Origin of the sequence: Frigidibacter sp. (assembly GCF_030695035.1) — a bacterium.
Lineage (GTDB): Bacteria > Pseudomonadota > Alphaproteobacteria > Rhodobacterales > Rhodobacteraceae > Frigidibacter.
In genome coordinates, this window is record NZ_JAUYTT010000001.1 from 191,489 (window position 1) to 207,598 (window position 16,110).

The 16,110-nt window shown below is 67.1% G+C and carries 13 protein-coding genes; 6 read left to right on the forward strand and 7 right to left on the reverse strand.

Annotated features, from left to right (window positions below; genetic code table 11):
* Positions 1-77 precede the first annotated feature (77 nt).
* Positions 78-563 (forward strand): HugZ family protein, encoded by a 486-nt coding sequence (locus tag Q8S30_RS00905; protein ID WP_305664163.1) that lies wholly within the window; start codon positions 78-80, stop codon positions 561-563.
* Positions 564-613: 50 nt separating this feature from the next.
* Here Q8S30_RS00905 and Q8S30_RS00910 read toward each other — a convergent pair whose 3' ends face one another.
* Together Q8S30_RS00910 and Q8S30_RS00915 are read right to left on the reverse strand one after the other, a co-directional pair.
* Positions 614-2,908, reverse strand: a complete 2,295-nt coding sequence (locus Q8S30_RS00910; protein ID WP_305664164.1) for a glycosyl hydrolase family 28-related protein — start codon at positions 2,906-2,908, stop codon at positions 614-616.
* A gap of 191 nt (positions 2,909-3,099) precedes the next feature.
* Positions 3,100-3,528 carry a DUF4864 domain-containing protein gene (locus Q8S30_RS00915; RefSeq protein WP_305664165.1) on the reverse strand — a complete coding sequence of 143 codons (429 nt, stop codon included), beginning with the start codon at positions 3,526-3,528 and terminating at the stop codon, positions 3,100-3,102.
* Positions 3,529-3,680: 152 nt separating this feature from the next.
* On the opposite strand from Q8S30_RS00915, the gene Q8S30_RS00920 reads away from it, so the two are divergent.
* Entirely contained in the window at positions 3,681-4,568 is an 888-nt protein-coding gene (locus Q8S30_RS00920) for a CHAD domain-containing protein (protein WP_305664166.1), read from the forward strand.
* Here Q8S30_RS00920 and Q8S30_RS00925 read toward each other — a convergent pair.
* Positions 4,565-6,142: a lysine--tRNA ligase gene (locus Q8S30_RS00925; protein ID WP_305664167.1), complete on the reverse strand. Its 1,578-nt coding sequence runs from the start codon at positions 6,140-6,142 to the stop codon at positions 4,565-4,567. The two genes, Q8S30_RS00920 and Q8S30_RS00925, sit on opposite strands and share 4 nt — an antisense overlap.
* Positions 6,143-6,257: 115 nt before the next feature.
* On the opposite strand from Q8S30_RS00925, the gene Q8S30_RS00930 reads away from it, so the two are divergent.
* Positions 6,258-6,710, forward strand: coding sequence for a tellurite resistance TerB family protein (locus Q8S30_RS00930; protein ID WP_305664168.1), 453 nt, complete (start codon positions 6,258-6,260; stop codon positions 6,708-6,710).
* Between the two features lie 90 nt (positions 6,711-6,800).
* Positions 6,801-8,420 carry a glycosyl transferase family 90 gene (locus tag Q8S30_RS00935; RefSeq protein WP_305664169.1) on the forward strand — a complete coding sequence of 540 codons (1,620 nt, stop codon included), beginning with the start codon at positions 6,801-6,803 and terminating at the stop codon, positions 8,418-8,420.
* On the opposite strand, the gene dacB is transcribed toward Q8S30_RS00935, so the two are convergent.
* Positions 8,408-9,913: a D-alanyl-D-alanine carboxypeptidase/D-alanyl-D-alanine-endopeptidase gene (dacB, locus tag Q8S30_RS00940; RefSeq protein ID WP_305664170.1), complete on the reverse strand. Its 1,506-nt coding sequence runs from the start codon at positions 9,911-9,913 to the stop codon at positions 8,408-8,410. The genes Q8S30_RS00935 and dacB overlap by 13 nt on opposite strands.
* A gap of 58 nt (positions 9,914-9,971) precedes the next feature.
* On the reverse strand, positions 9,972-10,601 hold the full coding sequence (locus Q8S30_RS00945; RefSeq protein WP_305664171.1) for a nicotinate-nucleotide adenylyltransferase: 630 nt from the start codon (positions 10,599-10,601) through the stop codon (positions 9,972-9,974).
* 141 nt (positions 10,602-10,742) lie between these two features.
* Between Q8S30_RS00945 and ettA the strand changes: the two genes are divergently transcribed.
* Together ettA and Q8S30_RS00955 are read left to right on the forward strand one after the other, a co-directional pair.
* The gene (gene ettA / locus Q8S30_RS00950) at positions 10,743-12,398 is read left to right on the forward strand and encodes an energy-dependent translational throttle protein EttA (RefSeq protein WP_305664172.1); all 1,656 of its coding nucleotides are present in this window, start codon (positions 10,743-10,745) and stop codon (positions 12,396-12,398) included.
* Between the two features lie 465 nt (positions 12,399-12,863).
* Entirely contained in the window at positions 12,864-13,016 is a 153-nt protein-coding gene (locus Q8S30_RS00955; protein WP_371135413.1) for a DUF3309 family protein, read from the forward strand.
* 139 nt (positions 13,017-13,155) lie between these two features.
* Here the strand turns inward: Q8S30_RS00955 and Q8S30_RS00960 are convergent, their stop codons facing one another.
* Positions 13,156-13,725: an alkylphosphonate utilization protein gene (locus Q8S30_RS00960; RefSeq protein WP_305664174.1), complete on the reverse strand. Its 570-nt coding sequence runs from the start codon at positions 13,723-13,725 to the stop codon at positions 13,156-13,158.
* Between the two features lie 210 nt (positions 13,726-13,935).
* Positions 13,936-16,110, reverse strand: a complete 2,175-nt coding sequence (locus tag Q8S30_RS00965; protein ID WP_305664175.1) for a hypothetical protein — start codon at positions 16,108-16,110, stop codon at positions 13,936-13,938.

The window sequence follows — 16,110 nt, forward strand, 5'->3', positions numbered from 1 at the left end:
CAAAATGCGGTTGTAATCAAAGCCAGACTGTCCGCCGCCGCCGTGACTTGTCAAGCCGCACCCGCAAAGGACAAAGCATGGACGAACCTTCCCCCATCCGCCCGACAGATGACGAGGCCCGCGCCCTCGCCCGCGGCCTGATCGCCGGTGCCCGCTTCGCCGCGCTCGCAGTGCTGACGCCGGGCAGCGGCGCCCCCGCCGTCACCCGCATCGCCCTCGGGCTCGACGCCGCCGGCCTGCCGCTGACGCTCATCTCCACCCTCTCGGCCCACACCAAGGCGCTCCACGCCACCCCCCGCGCCGGCCTGCTGGTCGGAGAGCCCGGCCCCAAAGGCGACCCCCTCACCCACCCGCGCCTGTCCCTCGACACGCTGGCCAGCTTCGTCGACCGCGCCGCCCCCGACCACGCCGCCCTGCGCACCCTCTGGCTCGCCAGCCACCCCAAGTCCAAGCTCTACATCGACTTCGCCGATTTCAGCTTCGTGCGCTTCACCCCCCTCGGCGCCGCCCTCAACGGCGGCTTCGGCCGGGCCTTCGTGCTGACGCCGCAAGACCTCGCCTGACAAGACCTCGCCTGAATGGCAAAGGGCGGTGCCGCAGCACCGCCCCCCCGTCAGTTCGGGTTGTCCACCCGCACCTTGATCTGCATCCGTCCTTTGCACGCCGCCGACCAGTTCACCCGCACCTCCTGTTTCGACGTGCCCTGCTCCACCTGAACGAACGGCATCTCGCTCACCCGCGCCCCGCTCGCCGTAGTGATCATCCCCTCCGCCACCACGCTCTCCACATTCCGCGCCCAGCCTCCGAAGGGCAGATACGCCCCCGGCGCCACCGTCCACGTCGCAGCCTCCGTCGCCTGATCGTGCTGCAAGAACACCGGCGAGGCAGTGACCTGATCCACCCCGGTAAAGGTGTTGTTCTCGACAATCACGTTGCGCATCCGGGCCATGTCGAGGCCCGCGAAGGTGGTATCCACACCCTCCACCCGGGTGATCGTCCCGTTCAGCGTCTTGAACACATTGCCCGTCATCGTCAGGCCCTGCACGAAATGCCCGGTGCCATAGGGCTTGATCACCAGCCAGTTGAACCAGGGCGCCACATCATTGGCGGTAAAGATATTGCCGGTGATGGTCAGCCCGCCGAAGGAGTACTGGCTCACGAAATTCGGCGTCGCCTCATACTCGTTGGTCCATTCGATCACCGAGTTGTCGATGTAATTCCCCACGATCAGGACTTTCAGGTTGGTCTCGGCCAGCACCAGCCCGGCCACCCGCAGCCCCGCCGTCTCCTCATCGCCCTGAAACCAGTGGTTGCCCTGCAGGATGTGACCATTCCCCGCCGCCACCAGGAAATGCCGGAACCGTACCACCCGGTTGTCGCGGATCTTGCAGTCATTGGCATTGATGTTCACTGCAATGCTGGTGCGGTCCTGCGCCCGCAGCGGCATCTCGTTGGACAGGAACTGGCAGCGGTCGATCAGCAGCGATTGGCAACCCGTCCCGATCGAGGTGATCGCCCGGTCCCGCGGCCGCGCCATCGAGCAATCGCGCAGCTGGAACGTGTCGCCGGTCTGCGCCAGCATGATCCCGCTGGCAAAACCGTTGCACAGGAACTCCACGTCATCGATGTTGAACCGGCTCAGCTGCGCGAAACCCGAGAAATCCAGCACATACTTGAACCGGGTGAAGGTGAACACCTGCGTGCCCGACCCGCCATAAAGCGGATGGCTGATGGTCAGCGTCCCCGCGCCCACATTCTTCGCGGTCACATAGACCTCGCGGCCCACCCCATTGCCCGTGACGCGCGCGCCCACCGGCACATTGGCGATATCGGCCACAGCGCTCAGCACCACCGGATTGGCGCTGTTATAGGTGGCCTGGCTGGTCATCACCGTCGGCGCCCAGGCCGGCCCGTCCACCACGTTGAACTGGCCGTTGCGCAGCACCCGCCGCACCGCAAAGGTCTCCTTGTTGCCCACGGCCGCATACATGTCGATCGGCGCCGACAGCTCGACCCGCCGCCCCTTCATGTCCAGCGAGTCATGGTCGGTAAAGTTCAGCAGCGCCTGAAACGCCTTCTTGAACCCCAACACCTCGTCGCCGCCGAAGGCATCGATATAGGTCGGCAGGTCAAAGCTGCGGGCGAGCTGCAGCCGCGCCGAATCCGGCATCGTCACCTGCCCCTCGAACCGGATGGGTGAGTTGATGGTGATGGTCGATCCCAGATAGTAATTTCCCGCCGGCACCAGCACCGTGCGCCCCGCCGCCGCCGCATCGGCCGCCGCAAAGGCCGGCTGGTCATTGCTGACCCCGTCGCCCTTGGCGCCAAAGTCGCGCACATCGACCACGGCGATCATGTCGCGCAGAAAAGCCGCGGTGATATCCTCGATCTCGATATCGTCGATCCGCACCACGCCGCCATTGCTGCCGGTCAGATCGAGGCCAAAATGCCCATAGATCGGCGCCGTGCCCCAGGGCATATCCACCCCGCCGCGGGAACCCGACCCGACGATGGCCTGCACCGTCACCACCTCGCCATACTCGGTCAGCGTCACTTCGGGCGCGGTCTCATCCAGCCCGGTCACATGCAGCTCGCCCGCGCCCATCGCCCAGCCCGCAATCCGCACCGAAGGCAGGTTGCCACTGATCACCTTCACCCGCGCAGTGATGCGCAAGTAGCATCCGGGCAACAGCGGCGTCTGGCCCATGTAGCGCAGCTTCTGCGTTGTCGATGTCTTCAGAAGTTCCAGACAATTCCCGAAATCCTGATCCGCCGGCACAAGGGCGGCATTGCTCGCCCCCGCATAGGTGGCCGATCCGGCGGTGCCGTTCTCGCTCGACCAGACGCCCAGCCCCGCCTCGAATGCGGGCGGCATCAGCAGCAGCCCGTCGGTGATCGCCTTGTTCATGCAACAACCCCTGTCCTTGACCCCGCGCCCGGGAAACCCTTTCGACCTTCCGGACAAGCCTGCGGCAGCGGCTGTCGCCGCACGTCGCGCCCTCGCTTTCGGAAAATCGCAGGGCTCATCCGCCCCGACGCAGACAGGGATAAGGGGAAAGGGTTAAGACCCATTAACCGGACCGCGCGCTACTTGGCGCCTCAGGCGCCGGTCTCGCCCTCGACCGGGAACACCCCGTTGATCCGCCAGACACCGCCGCTCTCGGTCATCTCGTAGTCGAACAAGTGCAGCGCCCCGCCGGAATCCTTCAGCATGATCCGCTGCATCGGCACCCCTCGCTCCTGCCGCAACCCAAGGAACCGCACGTCCCCCGGCTGCCAGATCATCGGGTATTGCCCCGACACCATCCGCCCGAACCCGTCCACCCCGCCAAACATCCGCTGGATCATGGGCGAGGCGTGCGAGAATGCCGCCCCGGTATCGCCAGCGCGAAACGCCTGCATCTGCGCCTCGATCACGGCGCGGATGCCGGCATCTGCAGTGGCGGCCCTTTCCGGGGAACTCTCCTGCGCCACAGCGGGCGCCCAGCAAAACAAGGCAAGTCCAAAGGCCAGAACGGTGCGGCGCATGTCACGGTCCTTTCATGGGCATATCGGAACGATACGCAAAGCGGCGACGTTTGGTTCACCGACGCGGCAAATAATCCCGCAGCCTGTCACCCCTTTGCCCGATATGCTTCCCGCGCCGGGTACGCTAGCCTGACCGCCAAAAGGATCCCGCCATGGCCTATGCCTTCGACCTTGCCGATCTCGACACCGCCGCCGCCGTGCGCCGCATCGCCGCCGAGGAACTCACGGCCGCGCTGTCGGAAATGGACGATCCCGCGATCCCCGAGGCGAAGCTGGTCCACGGGCTGCGCAAGCATGTGAAGATGATCCGCGGCCTGATCCGCCTCGTGCGCCCCAACTTCCCCGGCTACGACCTCGAGAACGCCACCCTGCGCGACGCCGCCCGCGGCATCTCTGGCCTGCGCGACGCCGAGGTGCTGCGCGCCACCCTCGAACGCATCGCCGCCAAGGCCCCGCCCGAAGCGACGGGCGCGCTGGACCACCTCCGCGCGGCCCTCGAAAGCCATCAGGAAGACACCCGCGAAGGCGGCGCGGCGGAGGCGCTGGCGGCGTTTCGGTTGGCGGTTCAGGAGTCCCTGCTGCGGGTGCCGGATTGGAAGTTACGGGGCAAAGCTCTCAATCTACTTGAAGATGGCCTCGCAACCACTTGGGAGAAGGCAAAAAAACGCCAGAAACAGGCCCTGCGCGATCCCGGCACCGATACCATCCACGATTGGCGCAAACGGGTAAAAGACCATTGGTATCAATCACGTCTGCTGATCCCGATCTGGCCCGAGATGATGCAGCCCCATGTCGACACCGCCGACGACATCGGCGAATGGCTGGGCGAGCATCACGACATCGCCGTGTTCCTTGAACGGCTGGACTCCGAGGCGCTCTCGACCTCCGACCATAATACGCTTTCCGGCCTCGCCCGTAAACGTCAGGAAAAGCTGGAGAAAAAGGCGCATGCCGCCGCCACGCGCCTCTTCGCCGGCAGCGACCGCGCTCTCTTGGACCGCTGGGGCAGCTGGTGGACCGTCTGGCAGGCCGGGCGTTAGCCCAGCTCGCCCGCCAGCCCCTTGCCGATCAGCGCGATGGTTTCCTCAACGCCATAAAGCGCGATGAACCCGCCAAAGCGCGGCCCTTGGCTCGCGCCAAGCAGCACCTCGTAAAGCGCGGTGAACCAGTCGCGCAGCGGCTCGAACCCGTGGTCTTTTCCGACAGCGAAAACAAGGCTTTGCAGCGCCTCGGCATCCAGCCCGCCCTGCCATTCCCCCAGCCGCGCCGCCAGATCCTGCATCGCCGCCCTCTCCACCTCACTCGGCGCGCGGAACACCCGCGTCGGCGCCACGAAGTCGCGGAAGTAGCGCAGCGCATAATCCGCCGCCGCATCCAGATCCGGGTTCCCCTCCGCCGACGCCTCGGGCGCATAGCGCTGAATGAACCCCCACAGCCCCGCCTTGTCCTTCGCCCCCGCCACGCTGGCAAGGTTCAGCAGCATCGCAAACGGCACCACCATGTGACTCTCCGGCGGGGTGCCGCCATGGATATGCCAGACCGGATTGGCCAGCTGCGCCCCTACATCTTGTGTCGGATAGGCCTTCAGCTGCTGGTGATATTCATCCACCGCCTTCGGAATCACGTCGAAATACATGCGCTTGGCCGTTTTCGGCTTCTGGTACATGTAATAGCCAAGGCTTTCCGTCGCGGCATAGGTCAGCCATTCGTCGATGGTCAGCCCGTTGCCTTTCGACTTCGAAATCTTCTGGCCGTTCTCATCCAGGAACAGCTCATAGGTGAAGTGCTCCGGCGCGCGGCCCCCCAGCACCCGGCAGATCCCGTCATAGATCGGGGTGTTGGTGCTGTGATCCTTGCCATACATCTCGAAATCGACATCCAGCGCCGCCCAACGCATCCCGAAATCGGGCTTCCATTGCAGTTTGACGTTGCCGCCCGTCACCGGCAGCGTCCATTCGCGCCCGGTCTCATCATCAAAGGTGATCGTGCCTTCCCGTGCATCGACATTCTTCATCGGCACATAGAGCACGCGCCCCGTTTCGGGATGGATCGGCAGGAAGCACGAATAGGTCTGCTGCCGCTCTTCGCGCAAGGAGGCGAGCATGATCTCCATGATCGCGTCATAGCGCTCGCAGCACATCATCAGCATGTGGTCGAACTTGCCGGCCTTGTAATACTCGGTCGCGCTGGCGAATTCATAATCGAAGCCGAACGTGTCCAGGAACCGCCGCAGCATGGCGTTGTTGTGGTCGCCGAAGCTGGGATACTCGCCAAACGGGTCCGGCACCGCGGTCAGCGGCCGTTGCAGATGCTCGCGCAGCATATCGCCGTCCGGCACGTTCTCCGGCACCTTGCGCATCCCGTCCATGTCGTCGGAAAAGCACAGCAACCGCGTCGGGATGTCGGAAATGATCTCGAACGCGCGGCGGATCATCGTCGTGCGCTGAACCTCGCCAAAGGTGCCGATATGCGGCAGGCCCGAGGGGCCATAGCCGGTCTCGAACAGCACATGGCCCTTTTCCGGCGCCTTCTTCTCATACCGTTTCAGCACGCGGCGCGCTTCCTCGAAAGGCCAGGCTTTGGAGTTCATGGCGGCATCGCGCAACGTCGTCATTTTCGGTATACCTTCGTCAAAGGCGCGGCACCCCTTGCGCCGCATTCGGGACTTTGACCCGCCCCACCTATTGAACGGGTCCGGAATCGTCAATAATCTGCACAAGTGCCCCCGGATGCGGGCCACCCATCACAGGACCACCCCAGTGAGCAAACCCCTGCCCTCGTTTTCCCCCCAGGACGCGCTGATCGCCGTCATGGTGGCGGTGTCGGTGTCGGACGAAACCATCCGCACCGCCGAGCTTCTGGCCATCGAGCGCATGGTCGACAGCCTGCCGGTCTTCGGCAATTACGACGCCGACCGCATCCGCGTGATTGCAGAGACGGTCTATACGCTGATGGAAGAGGAAGACGGGCTCGACGCGCTCTTCGGCCTTGTGCGCGACGGGCTGACGGAGCGGCTGCATGAAACCGCCTATGCGCTGGCCTGCGATGTCGCCGCCTCGGACGTGAAGATCGGTCAGGCCGAACTGCGGTTGCTGGAGGAGCTGCGGCACGAGCTGAACATCGACCGCCTGCACGCCGCCGCCATCGAGCGCGGCTCGCGCGCCCGCCACATGACGCTGTAGGCGGCGATCATCTCGCCGCGCGTCTTCGTCATCGGGTTCGACCGCTGCGGCACCGGCGCCATCGCGCGGCTGTTCGAGGACGCTGGCCATGTGACGCGGATCTGGCTGGGCGGGCGGCTGGCCGAGGATCTGGCCTATGCCCGCGCCACCGGCGGCGTGCCGCTGGAGACATGGCCGCGCGCCGTGCTGTTCGGCGCCATGCACCGCCTGCACAAGCCGCATTTGCCGCCCTTGGAGCCGTTCCGCGACCCGGCCTTCCTGCGCCGGCATTTCCCGGACTGCTGGCTGCTGCTGCCCCGGCGCGACCGCGAGGCTTGGGTGGCCTCGCGCTGGCACCATGACGGGGGGCGCTCGCATAAGCTTTGGGCGCTGCATCTGGGCTGCGGCGAGGCCGCGCTGCCGGAGATCTGGCGCCGCGACTGGGACGACCACCATGCGCTGTGCGGGCGGCTGTTCGCGGGCGACCCGCGGTTCCGGGTGTTGGATATGGACGGGGATTGGGCGGGGGATTTGGCGCGCGCTCTGCCGGAGTTGGGGTTGGCGGGGGTTGCGCCGGATGCTCCGCCACGACGGCCCGCGCCCCTAACGGCCCCCGCGCAGATCGCCGCCGCAGCGCCGGATCTCGCCTTTGCCCAGTCCATTGCCGACTTCTGCACCCGCTCTGACGCAGCGATCCAGAAGCGGCACGGCCCGCAACGGTTCAGCGCGCTCTTTGCCCGCTGGGATGGCGCGGGCCGCATCCTAGGCAGCGAGAAACTGCCGCTGCCAATCGTGGCCGAGGATCTGCCGGGCGGCGCGCGGCAGTATCTGGCGCAGCCGGGCCTCCCCAAGCTGGAGAGGGTGGAGGGCGCGGTGAACGAACTGTGGGCGCTCGGCCACCGCCGCCCGCTGCGGATGGATCTTGAGGACCGGCGCGGTTTTGGCACCGAGGCAACCGGCGCTCCGCGCCAGCCTCTGCTGGTGTACAACCGGCCGGCGGACGGCACCTCCAACATGCTGCTCTGGCCGCTGCCGGGCTATCACACGCCGGGGGCGGTGCCCTATGTGACGGCGCAGAGCGCTGATGGTGTGGCATGGCAGGACAAGGCAGATGTGGCGGCCTGGCGCGGCAACCTGTCGGGGCGGCCGGTTGCGGCGCTTGGCCCGGGGCCGGGGCGCGGCGCGCATCAGGTGCTCGCCGATCTGGCGCGGGGGCCGGGCGCGGCCGATGCGGCACTGGAGCGGGAGCTGCTGGCGACGACCCGGTATAGCGTGGTGCGGCGGTTTGCGGGGAAGCCGGGCTTTGATCTGGGTCTCGCCCTGCCCGCCCATCACGCGGCGGCAGCGCGGCATCCCTTGCTGGCGCCCTATTGCGGCCCTCGGATGCCGCCGGCGTGGTTCCACGGGTTCCGCTATCTGCTGAGCCTCGCAGGCCGCGATGGCGGGTCGAACTTCCTGTCCGCAGCGCAGAGCCGCGGCGTGGTGTTGAAAGAGGATGACGGCTGGGATCTGTTCTATTCCGGCGCATTCCGCTCTTGGGAGCATTTCATTCCGCTGGCCCCGGGGGCGGTGGATCTGGAGGAGCGGCTGGACTGGGCGCGGGGCAACCCCTTGCGGTGCCAGAAGATTTCGGCGGCCGCCCGCAATGTCTGCGCGCGGATCGCCAACCTCGAGACCCGCCGCGCCTGGCTGCGGATGGTGGCCGAGGCGGCTTCCGTTCAGGCGCCGTAGACTGCCGCCCACCGCTCTATCAGCTGCTGCTGAAGGCGCTTTGACCGCCGCACCCACTCCGCCCCGCCGGGGGGCTGTTCCTTCTGCGCGTCGGGGATCGCGTCGCGTCGCGCCACGTCGCCGGTGAAAATGGCGAAGACCAGATCGGTGCCGTCGGGCGCGGTCATCCAGCCCGCAAGAGTGGAGACAAAGTTGAGCGTGCCGGTCTTGGCATCGACCTGCACCGGATGGTTCTGCATCACCTTGCCATTCGCGTCGCGCAGGGTGAACTCCTTGAGGATCCCGCGCAGCGCGTGGCCCGGTCCCAGCCGCGCCAACGCCGAGACCATGTCCATCGCCGAAATCCGCGAGGCGCCGCCAAGCCCCGAATGGTCCACGAACCGTGCCGTGCCCGCCCCCGCGCGCTCCTTCAGCCAGGCGGCCATCGCCGGCCCCGATTGCGCATGGCGCCCGACCCCGCCGCGCCGCATCGAGGCGGACATGCCCACCGCCTCGGCCGTGAGGTTGTTGGAAAAGCGCAGCATGTCATGCAGCACCGGGCGCAGGCTGTCGCTGGCGCGCTCCACCAGCACGGTGCCGCGCGGCGCGGCCTTGGCGACCTGCGGCGCGGGCAGGGCCACACCTTGCGCGCGAGCGAGCGTCTGGAACACGTCGGCGGCGTAAAGCTCGGGCCGGCGCACCGGCAGCCAGCGGCTGCCGCCCTTGCCAAGCGCGGTGCGGGCGACCGTCCATTCCTCGACCTCGCCGCGGTCGGAATAGGTATAGACTGGGCGGTCCCGCTCGGCGACGGCGATGCGCGTGGTATAGACCTTCGGCACGAAACGCTCGGCCCGTGCATCCATCGACACCTGATAGCCGTTCTGCGCGCGCTTCCATTCGAAATGCACGCGGTTGAAGTTGAGGTTCAGGCCCGACACGGCGGGGTTGTAGCCGAGGTAATCCGGCTGCGTGGTGTCGATGGCCCGCACGAAGGGCAGCGCCCCGCCCCAGACCACGAAGCGCCCGGCGACCGAGGTGATCCCCGCCGCGCGCAGGGCCGCGGCCATGTCCCCCAGCGTATCGGTCGACAGCGTCGGATCGCCGCCCCCCGCCAGCACCAGATCTCCCGCGAGCCTTCCGCCCTGTACCGGACCAGTCGCGATCAGCCGCGTGGCAAAGCGGTGGCCGGCGCCCAGATGCTCCAGCGCGTACAGCGCGGTAATCGCCTTCGACACGCTGGCGGGCGGCATCGGCTCGGCGCCGTTCATCGCCTCCAGCACCAGCCCAGTGCGGGCATCGGCGACGACAAAGCCGACCTTGCCGCCAAGCTGCGCCGCCGCCACCAGCGCCTCGGCCGAGGCGGCCGTGCGGGTCGCGGTCGGCGCTGACACGGCAACCGGGGCGCCCGCCCGCGGCATCGGGCGCAGCGAGGTCAGCGGAGCTTCGGCCAGCGCGGCGCCTGCCGCACCGGACAGCAGCCCGCCCAGAACGAAACGCCGCGAAAATCCGGTCATATGTCAGCCCTTACCCACATGCGGCGAATTTAACCCGTCCGGCGCCCCGCGGGCAACCCTAGCGGCGCCATGCACCGCTGGCGCGGATGGCACTTGACGAGATGTTGACCATCGGCACGTTCACCAGGCACCAGACCGGCGGCGGCAGCCGGGCCAGCAGCCCCGCCGACTCGGCCGGGATCCGCGCGCGCTCGAACCGCTCGGCGGCCTTCGACACCCGTGCCGACATCCGGCTGGCGGGGCGGGCGATCACCCCCACCGCCACATGCTGCATGATCCACTCCCACCGCTGCCAGCGGTCGAACTGCGCCAGATTGTCGGCGCCCATCAGCCACACGAAGCGCACGCCCGGATAGAGCGCGATCAGCCGCTCCAGCGTTTCCGCAGTATAGCGCGTGCCAAGCCGCGCCTCGATGTCGGTGACCACCACCCGCGGATGCTGCATCACCTGCCGCGCCTGCGCCATCCGCCGGGCCATCGGCGCCGGGCCTTCGGATTTCAGCGGGTTGCCCGGGCTCACCAGCCACCAGACCCGGTCCAGCCCGAACCGCTTCAGCGCCTCGCGGGTGATATGGGCATGGCCGTCATGCGCAGGGTCGAACGATCCACCCAACAGGCCGACCGCCATCCCCGGCTGCGCCACCGGCAGCCCCGCGCGGACAAGTCCGGCCCGTTCCCTGCGATCCACCCTGCGCCCCTCCCGGCCGTCCCCCGCGCCGTCACCCGGCCGTCATATACCTTGGCCCTCGCGCGGTCCAAGCACGGATTGCCCTTTCGGCCTTCATTCACTAGATGAAGGGCAACGAATTCCCTCCTAAGGAGATGTCTTATGGCGTCCTATCAGTATGTCTATCACATGGAAGGCGTGTCCAAGACCTATCCGGGCGGCAAGAAGTGTTTCGAGAACATCCACCTGAACTTCCTGCCCGGCGTGAAGATCGGTGTGGTCGGGGTCAACGGCTCGGGTAAGTCCACGCTGCTGCGGATCATGGCCGGCATGGACAAGGACTTTCAGGGCGAGGCCTGGCACGCCAAGGGCGCCAAGGTCGGCTACCTGCCGCAGGAGCCGCAGTTGGACGAAACGCTGGACGTGCGCGGCAACGTGATGCTGGGCGTGGCGGAAAAGCAGGGCATCCTCGACCGCTATAACGAACTCGCCATGAACTATTCCGACGAGACGGCGGATGAGATGGCCTCGCTTCAGGACATCATCGACGCGCAGAACCTGTGGGATCTCGACAGCCAGGTCGACGTCGCGCTGGAGGCCCTGCGCTGCCCGCCGGACGAGGCCGATGTCAGCACGCTTTCGGGCGGTGAGCGGCGCCGGGTGGCGCTGTGCAAGCTGCTTCTGGAAGCGCCTGACATGCTGCTGCTCGACGAACCGACCAACCACCTTGATGCCGAGACAATCGCCTGGCTGCAAAAGCACCTGATCGAGTATCGCGGCACCATCCTCTGCGTCACGCACGACCGGTATTTCCTCGACGACATCACCTCGTGGATCCTGGAACTGGAGCGCGGGCGGGGCATTCCGTGGGAGGGCAACTATTCCAGCTGGCTGGAGCAGAAGGCCAAGCGCATGTCGCAGGACGCGCGCGAGGACAAGGCCAAGCAGAAGGTGCTGGAGAAGGAGCTGGAATGGATCCGCTCGGGCGCCAAGGCCCGGCAGACCAAGTCCAAGGCTCGGATCGCGGCCTATAACAAGCTGGCGGACGAGTCGGTCAAGGACCGGGTGGGCAAGGCCCAGATCGTCATCCCGAACGGCCCGCGCCTTGGCAACAAGGTGATCGAGGTCGAGGGGCTGAAGAAGGCGATGGGCGACAAGCTGTTGATCGAGAACCTCAGCTTCACCCTGCCGCCGGGCGGGATCATCGGCGTGATCGGCCCGAACGGCGCCGGCAAATCGACGCTGTTCCGGATGCTGACCGGCCACGAGCAGCCCGACGAGGGCAGCGTGGTGCTGGGGGATACGGTGAAGATGTCCTATGTCGACCAGTCGCGCGACTCGCTCGACCCGGATGCGACGGTGTGGCAGGAAATCTCGGGCGGGGCAGAGATGATCCAGCTCGGCGATGCCGCGATTGCCAGCCGCAGCTATGTCGGCGCCTTCAACTTCAAGGGCTCCGACCAGCAGAAGAAGGTCGGCCTGCTGTCGGGCGGTGAGCGCAACCGCGTGCATATGGCCAAGCTGCTGAAAGAGGGTGGGAACCTCCTGCTCCTCGACGAGCCGACCAACGATCTCGACGTCGAAACCCTGCAGGCGCTGGAAGCGGCGATCGAGGATTTCGCGGGCTGCGCGGTCATCATCTCGCACGACCGTTTCTTCCTGGACCGGCTCTGCACCCATATCCTCGCCTTCGAGGGCGATGCGCATGTGGAGTTCTTCGAGGGCAACTTCGAGGATTACGAGCAGGACAAGATCCGCCGGCTTGGGCCGGATTCGGTGGAGCCCAAGCGGGTGAAGTACAAGAAGTTCTCGCGCTGAGTGTGGCCGGCGCTGCCCAAAGGGTGGCGCCGGGCTTTTTGCGGGGGCCGGGCGGCGGTCCTGACCTGCGCTGCCTAAAGACGTGGAGGCGGATTACCGTTCTGTCGCGCTGACGGGTCTGGGCGGAGGCGGGTTGGGCGGAGGCGGGTCTGGGCCTTCGCGAAAAATGCGTAGTGCCGGATGACAGCGGTTGCCATGCAAGCACCGGGCGGGAGGTTGCACTGTGAAGCAACCCGGGCAGGCTGGCGAGCCGCCACTTCAGCCGGTCGTGCGCCCGGTCACTCGTCTGGCAGCTTTGCTCCGCGCCCCAGCGGCAAGGAACGCCAGCATCCTCCCGGGCGATCTTGCCACACTCCGCCCCCTCGCCAGCATCACCGTTGAGCCGAAGGGAACCTTTCGCCCGCACACGGGCTTGTGACAGGACGGCCATTCCCGGCCCATCCTTGAAAGGGCTCTTCGATGACAATCGGCACCATTCTTCTTATCATCCTGATCCTGGCCCTCGTCGGCGCGCTGCCCAGCTGGGGCCATTCGCGCTCCTGGGGCTACGGGCCGGCCGGCGGCCTTGGCCTTGTCGTTGTGGTTCTGCTGATCCTGGTCCTGATGGGCCGGATCTGACGGCCTCAGCGTGACGGGCCCCAGCTTGGCGGGCCTGATCTGACAAAAGGGATCTGACGCGCGCGGGCGGCCAAGATGGCTTCCCGCGCGCGACTGCTTTTGAGACCGCCGCCTGCCGGGGCGGCAGGCCCGGGCGAGGCTATTTCTTCTTCACAAATTCGGTCAGGATCACGATGCGCTGGCCCTCGACGCGGCCCTCGATCTGGGCGGCATTGTCGGCCACAAGGCTGATGCCGCGCACCGCGGTACCGCGCTTGGCGGTGAAGCCCGCGCCCTTGACCTGCAGGTCCTTGACCAGCACCACGGTATCGCCCTGCGCCAGCAGCGCGCCATTGGCATCGCGGTGCTCGATCCCGGCCAGCGGCTGGCCGGTGTCGGCCCAGGCGAGCGTGGCGGCGTCCAGTACCATCCCCTCCAGCGCTTCCCGCGCCCAAGGCTCATCGAGCGCCGAAAGTCGACGGTGGACCAGCACCTGCACCGCCTGAACACCCGACCACATCGCGCCCTCAAGGCAGCGCCAGTGCCCGGCCGGCGCCTCTGCCTCACCCCGGCAGACCGGGCAGAGCAGCACCGCTTCCTCGGAGGGCGGAACCTCAACAGCGGCCAGGTCGCCGGATGCCGGATCGCCCTCAGCCGAAAGCTGCCCGGTACCCCCGCAAATTTCACAAACCCCGCCAGCGCGGGCCTTCAAGTCGTCGATCTGTGCCATTCTCTACCTTCCGCGCACCCCCGCGCTACGCGACCCTAGGCCGCTGCCCCGGGAAAGAACATGGGGCGTGTTCGCCCCGCAATGACACAGACACGACGATGACTGCGTAGGCTGCAGGCTTCTGCGCTGCCGTCAGACCGCGTATCGCAGATTCACCGCAGAGTGGCGGCCGGTCTGGCGCGCCGCACCACGCCGCCGCGAACCCAGCACTCAGCGCGCCGCGCGTGACCCGCGAGGCACCGGCGCCGTGTCGCTTGCGGCCGATCCGGGGCGGCTCGGTAGGCGCGCAGGCGACGCCGCCACCGCATGAAGGGCTGTCTGGACTGGTTGAGCGGCAGTCGGGGCCCAAGCATCCTCCCGCGGCCTGTAGCTTGCCTGTTCTGGCGCTGGCGCCGCGACTTGCGCGGGCCGGGTGTCGGCAGGCACCGTGTCGGCTGGCGCGATGTCTGCTACCACCGTCTGGACGGGCACGGTCTGGACGGGGACGGTCTGGGCGGGCACGGTCTGGGCGGGCATCGCGCCAGCGGGTGTACTCTGCCCCCCTGCACCGCTGTCGGGCGGGGCCAGTTCCAGCGCGGCAGCCGCGGGCCCGGCGAAGGGCGTGAAGCTCTGCTGCCAGAACTCGGCCGAGGTCATCGCCGGATAGGCCGCCAGATAGCGTTTGCGCAGCGTCGCATGGCCGTGCAGGAAGGCCAGCGTCGTCACCCCGATCTGCCAGATCAGCGACAGGAACCGCCTGTCAGAGCGGCGCACCGTATAGGCCTTGTCCTGCCCGGGCTGGTGATAGCTGATCTGCCGGCAGCCGCGCACCGCCTGCAGATCTGCCCGCGCACCGCCGGGCAAGACCGCCTTTCCAGCCCAGAGCCGCGACAGCGGCAGCAAGTGCCCGTTCAGCGTCAATCGCAGCAGGGCCAAGGCCCTGCGGCTTCGCAGTTTCGGGCTGCGCCACGCCAGATCGGCACCGGACCGAGGGCCCCAGACCTCAGTCTTGGCGATGGTCCCCAGCGTCAGCCGCCGCACCGACATATCGGCATTGGCCGCAAAGAACTCCGGCCCCTGCATCACGTCGCGCCAGGCCAGCAGCTCTGCCGCGGCGGTTTCATAATGAAAGCGGGCCAGGCTGCGCGCCAAAAACCGCAGCGGGATCTTCGCCGTGGCCCAGGCCCCCTGCCCCAGCCGCTCCACCGCAAGGTGGTGGACGACATGGCTGCGCAGGTCGAGGTAATGGGTCATCACCGACTCCTTCTCGGTGAAGTCGTCCTGGAAGGAGACCACACCGTTGAGGGTAACGGTCCGGAAGCCGTTCGCCAGCGAGAAGCTGACATCATCGCCGCGCACGAAGAAGGGGAAGGGCCGGGCGCGGACGGCAGCGATCGGGAAGGCAAAGAACCAGAAGCCGCCGTAGAAATTGGGATCGGCGGGGGCAGAGGTCTGGAACTCCATGTCCAGCACCTCGTCGCGGCGGCGCAGGTCGCGCCCGCCCTGCTGGGGGCGGCAATGCTGATTGAAGGTCGCCCCCGCCTCCCACATCGCCCATTTATGGGTGTTGGAGATCATCGCGCCGGCCACCGCCGTGCGCGGATCTTGCGCCCGCGACAGGAAAGCGACGGTGCGGTGGATGCTTTCCATGTGGAAGGCAGCGTCGTCATCCATGAACAGACAATGATCGAAGCCCCGGGCCTCGGCCTCGGCCATTCCGCGGGCAAAGCCGCCGGCGCCGCCCAGATTGCGGTTCGCCACCCGGTCGACATGGGTCAGATTTCCCAGCTCGGCAGAGCCGCCATTGTCGACGACGAAGGCGTGCATCTGCCCCCCGAACTCTGACCCCGCAATGAAGGCATCAAGCCGGGCCGCGGTGCGTGCCACCTCGGCCTCGCGCCGGAAGGTGGTGATGCAGATGCCGAGCCGCGGCTGGCGCAGCACCGGATCATGGGTGACAAAACGGGCCGCCCTGAGCACGGTATCGTCCATCGCCCGCAGTTCGAAGAAGATCACCCCCGCCGCGGCGTTGAGGGTGAAATGCGACAGGTCGACCGCGAGCCGGCCCAGCTTCGGCAGGTCTTGCAAGGCACAGGCGAGGAGTTCCCACGAGCGGCCGGGGATGGCGTGATAGACCCGCAGCTCGAACCTCCCCTGCGCCTCGAGTTCAAGCGAGAGCGAGGCGAATGGCGCCGCAGCCTGCCACTTGCCGATCGAAAGGAGGTTGAAATAGCTGTCGAAACAGGCCACGCCGCCGCTGCCCAGCCAGATCGTGCCATCCCCGAGGTTGACGCCAGAGGCGCCTTGCAGGTGGACGTAAAGTTCCATTTCGGTGCAGATTCCCTGCTCTGGCAGGATCATGTGCTGCAGCGTCAGCGGGCCGGGCGGCGATGGGATGGTCGACAT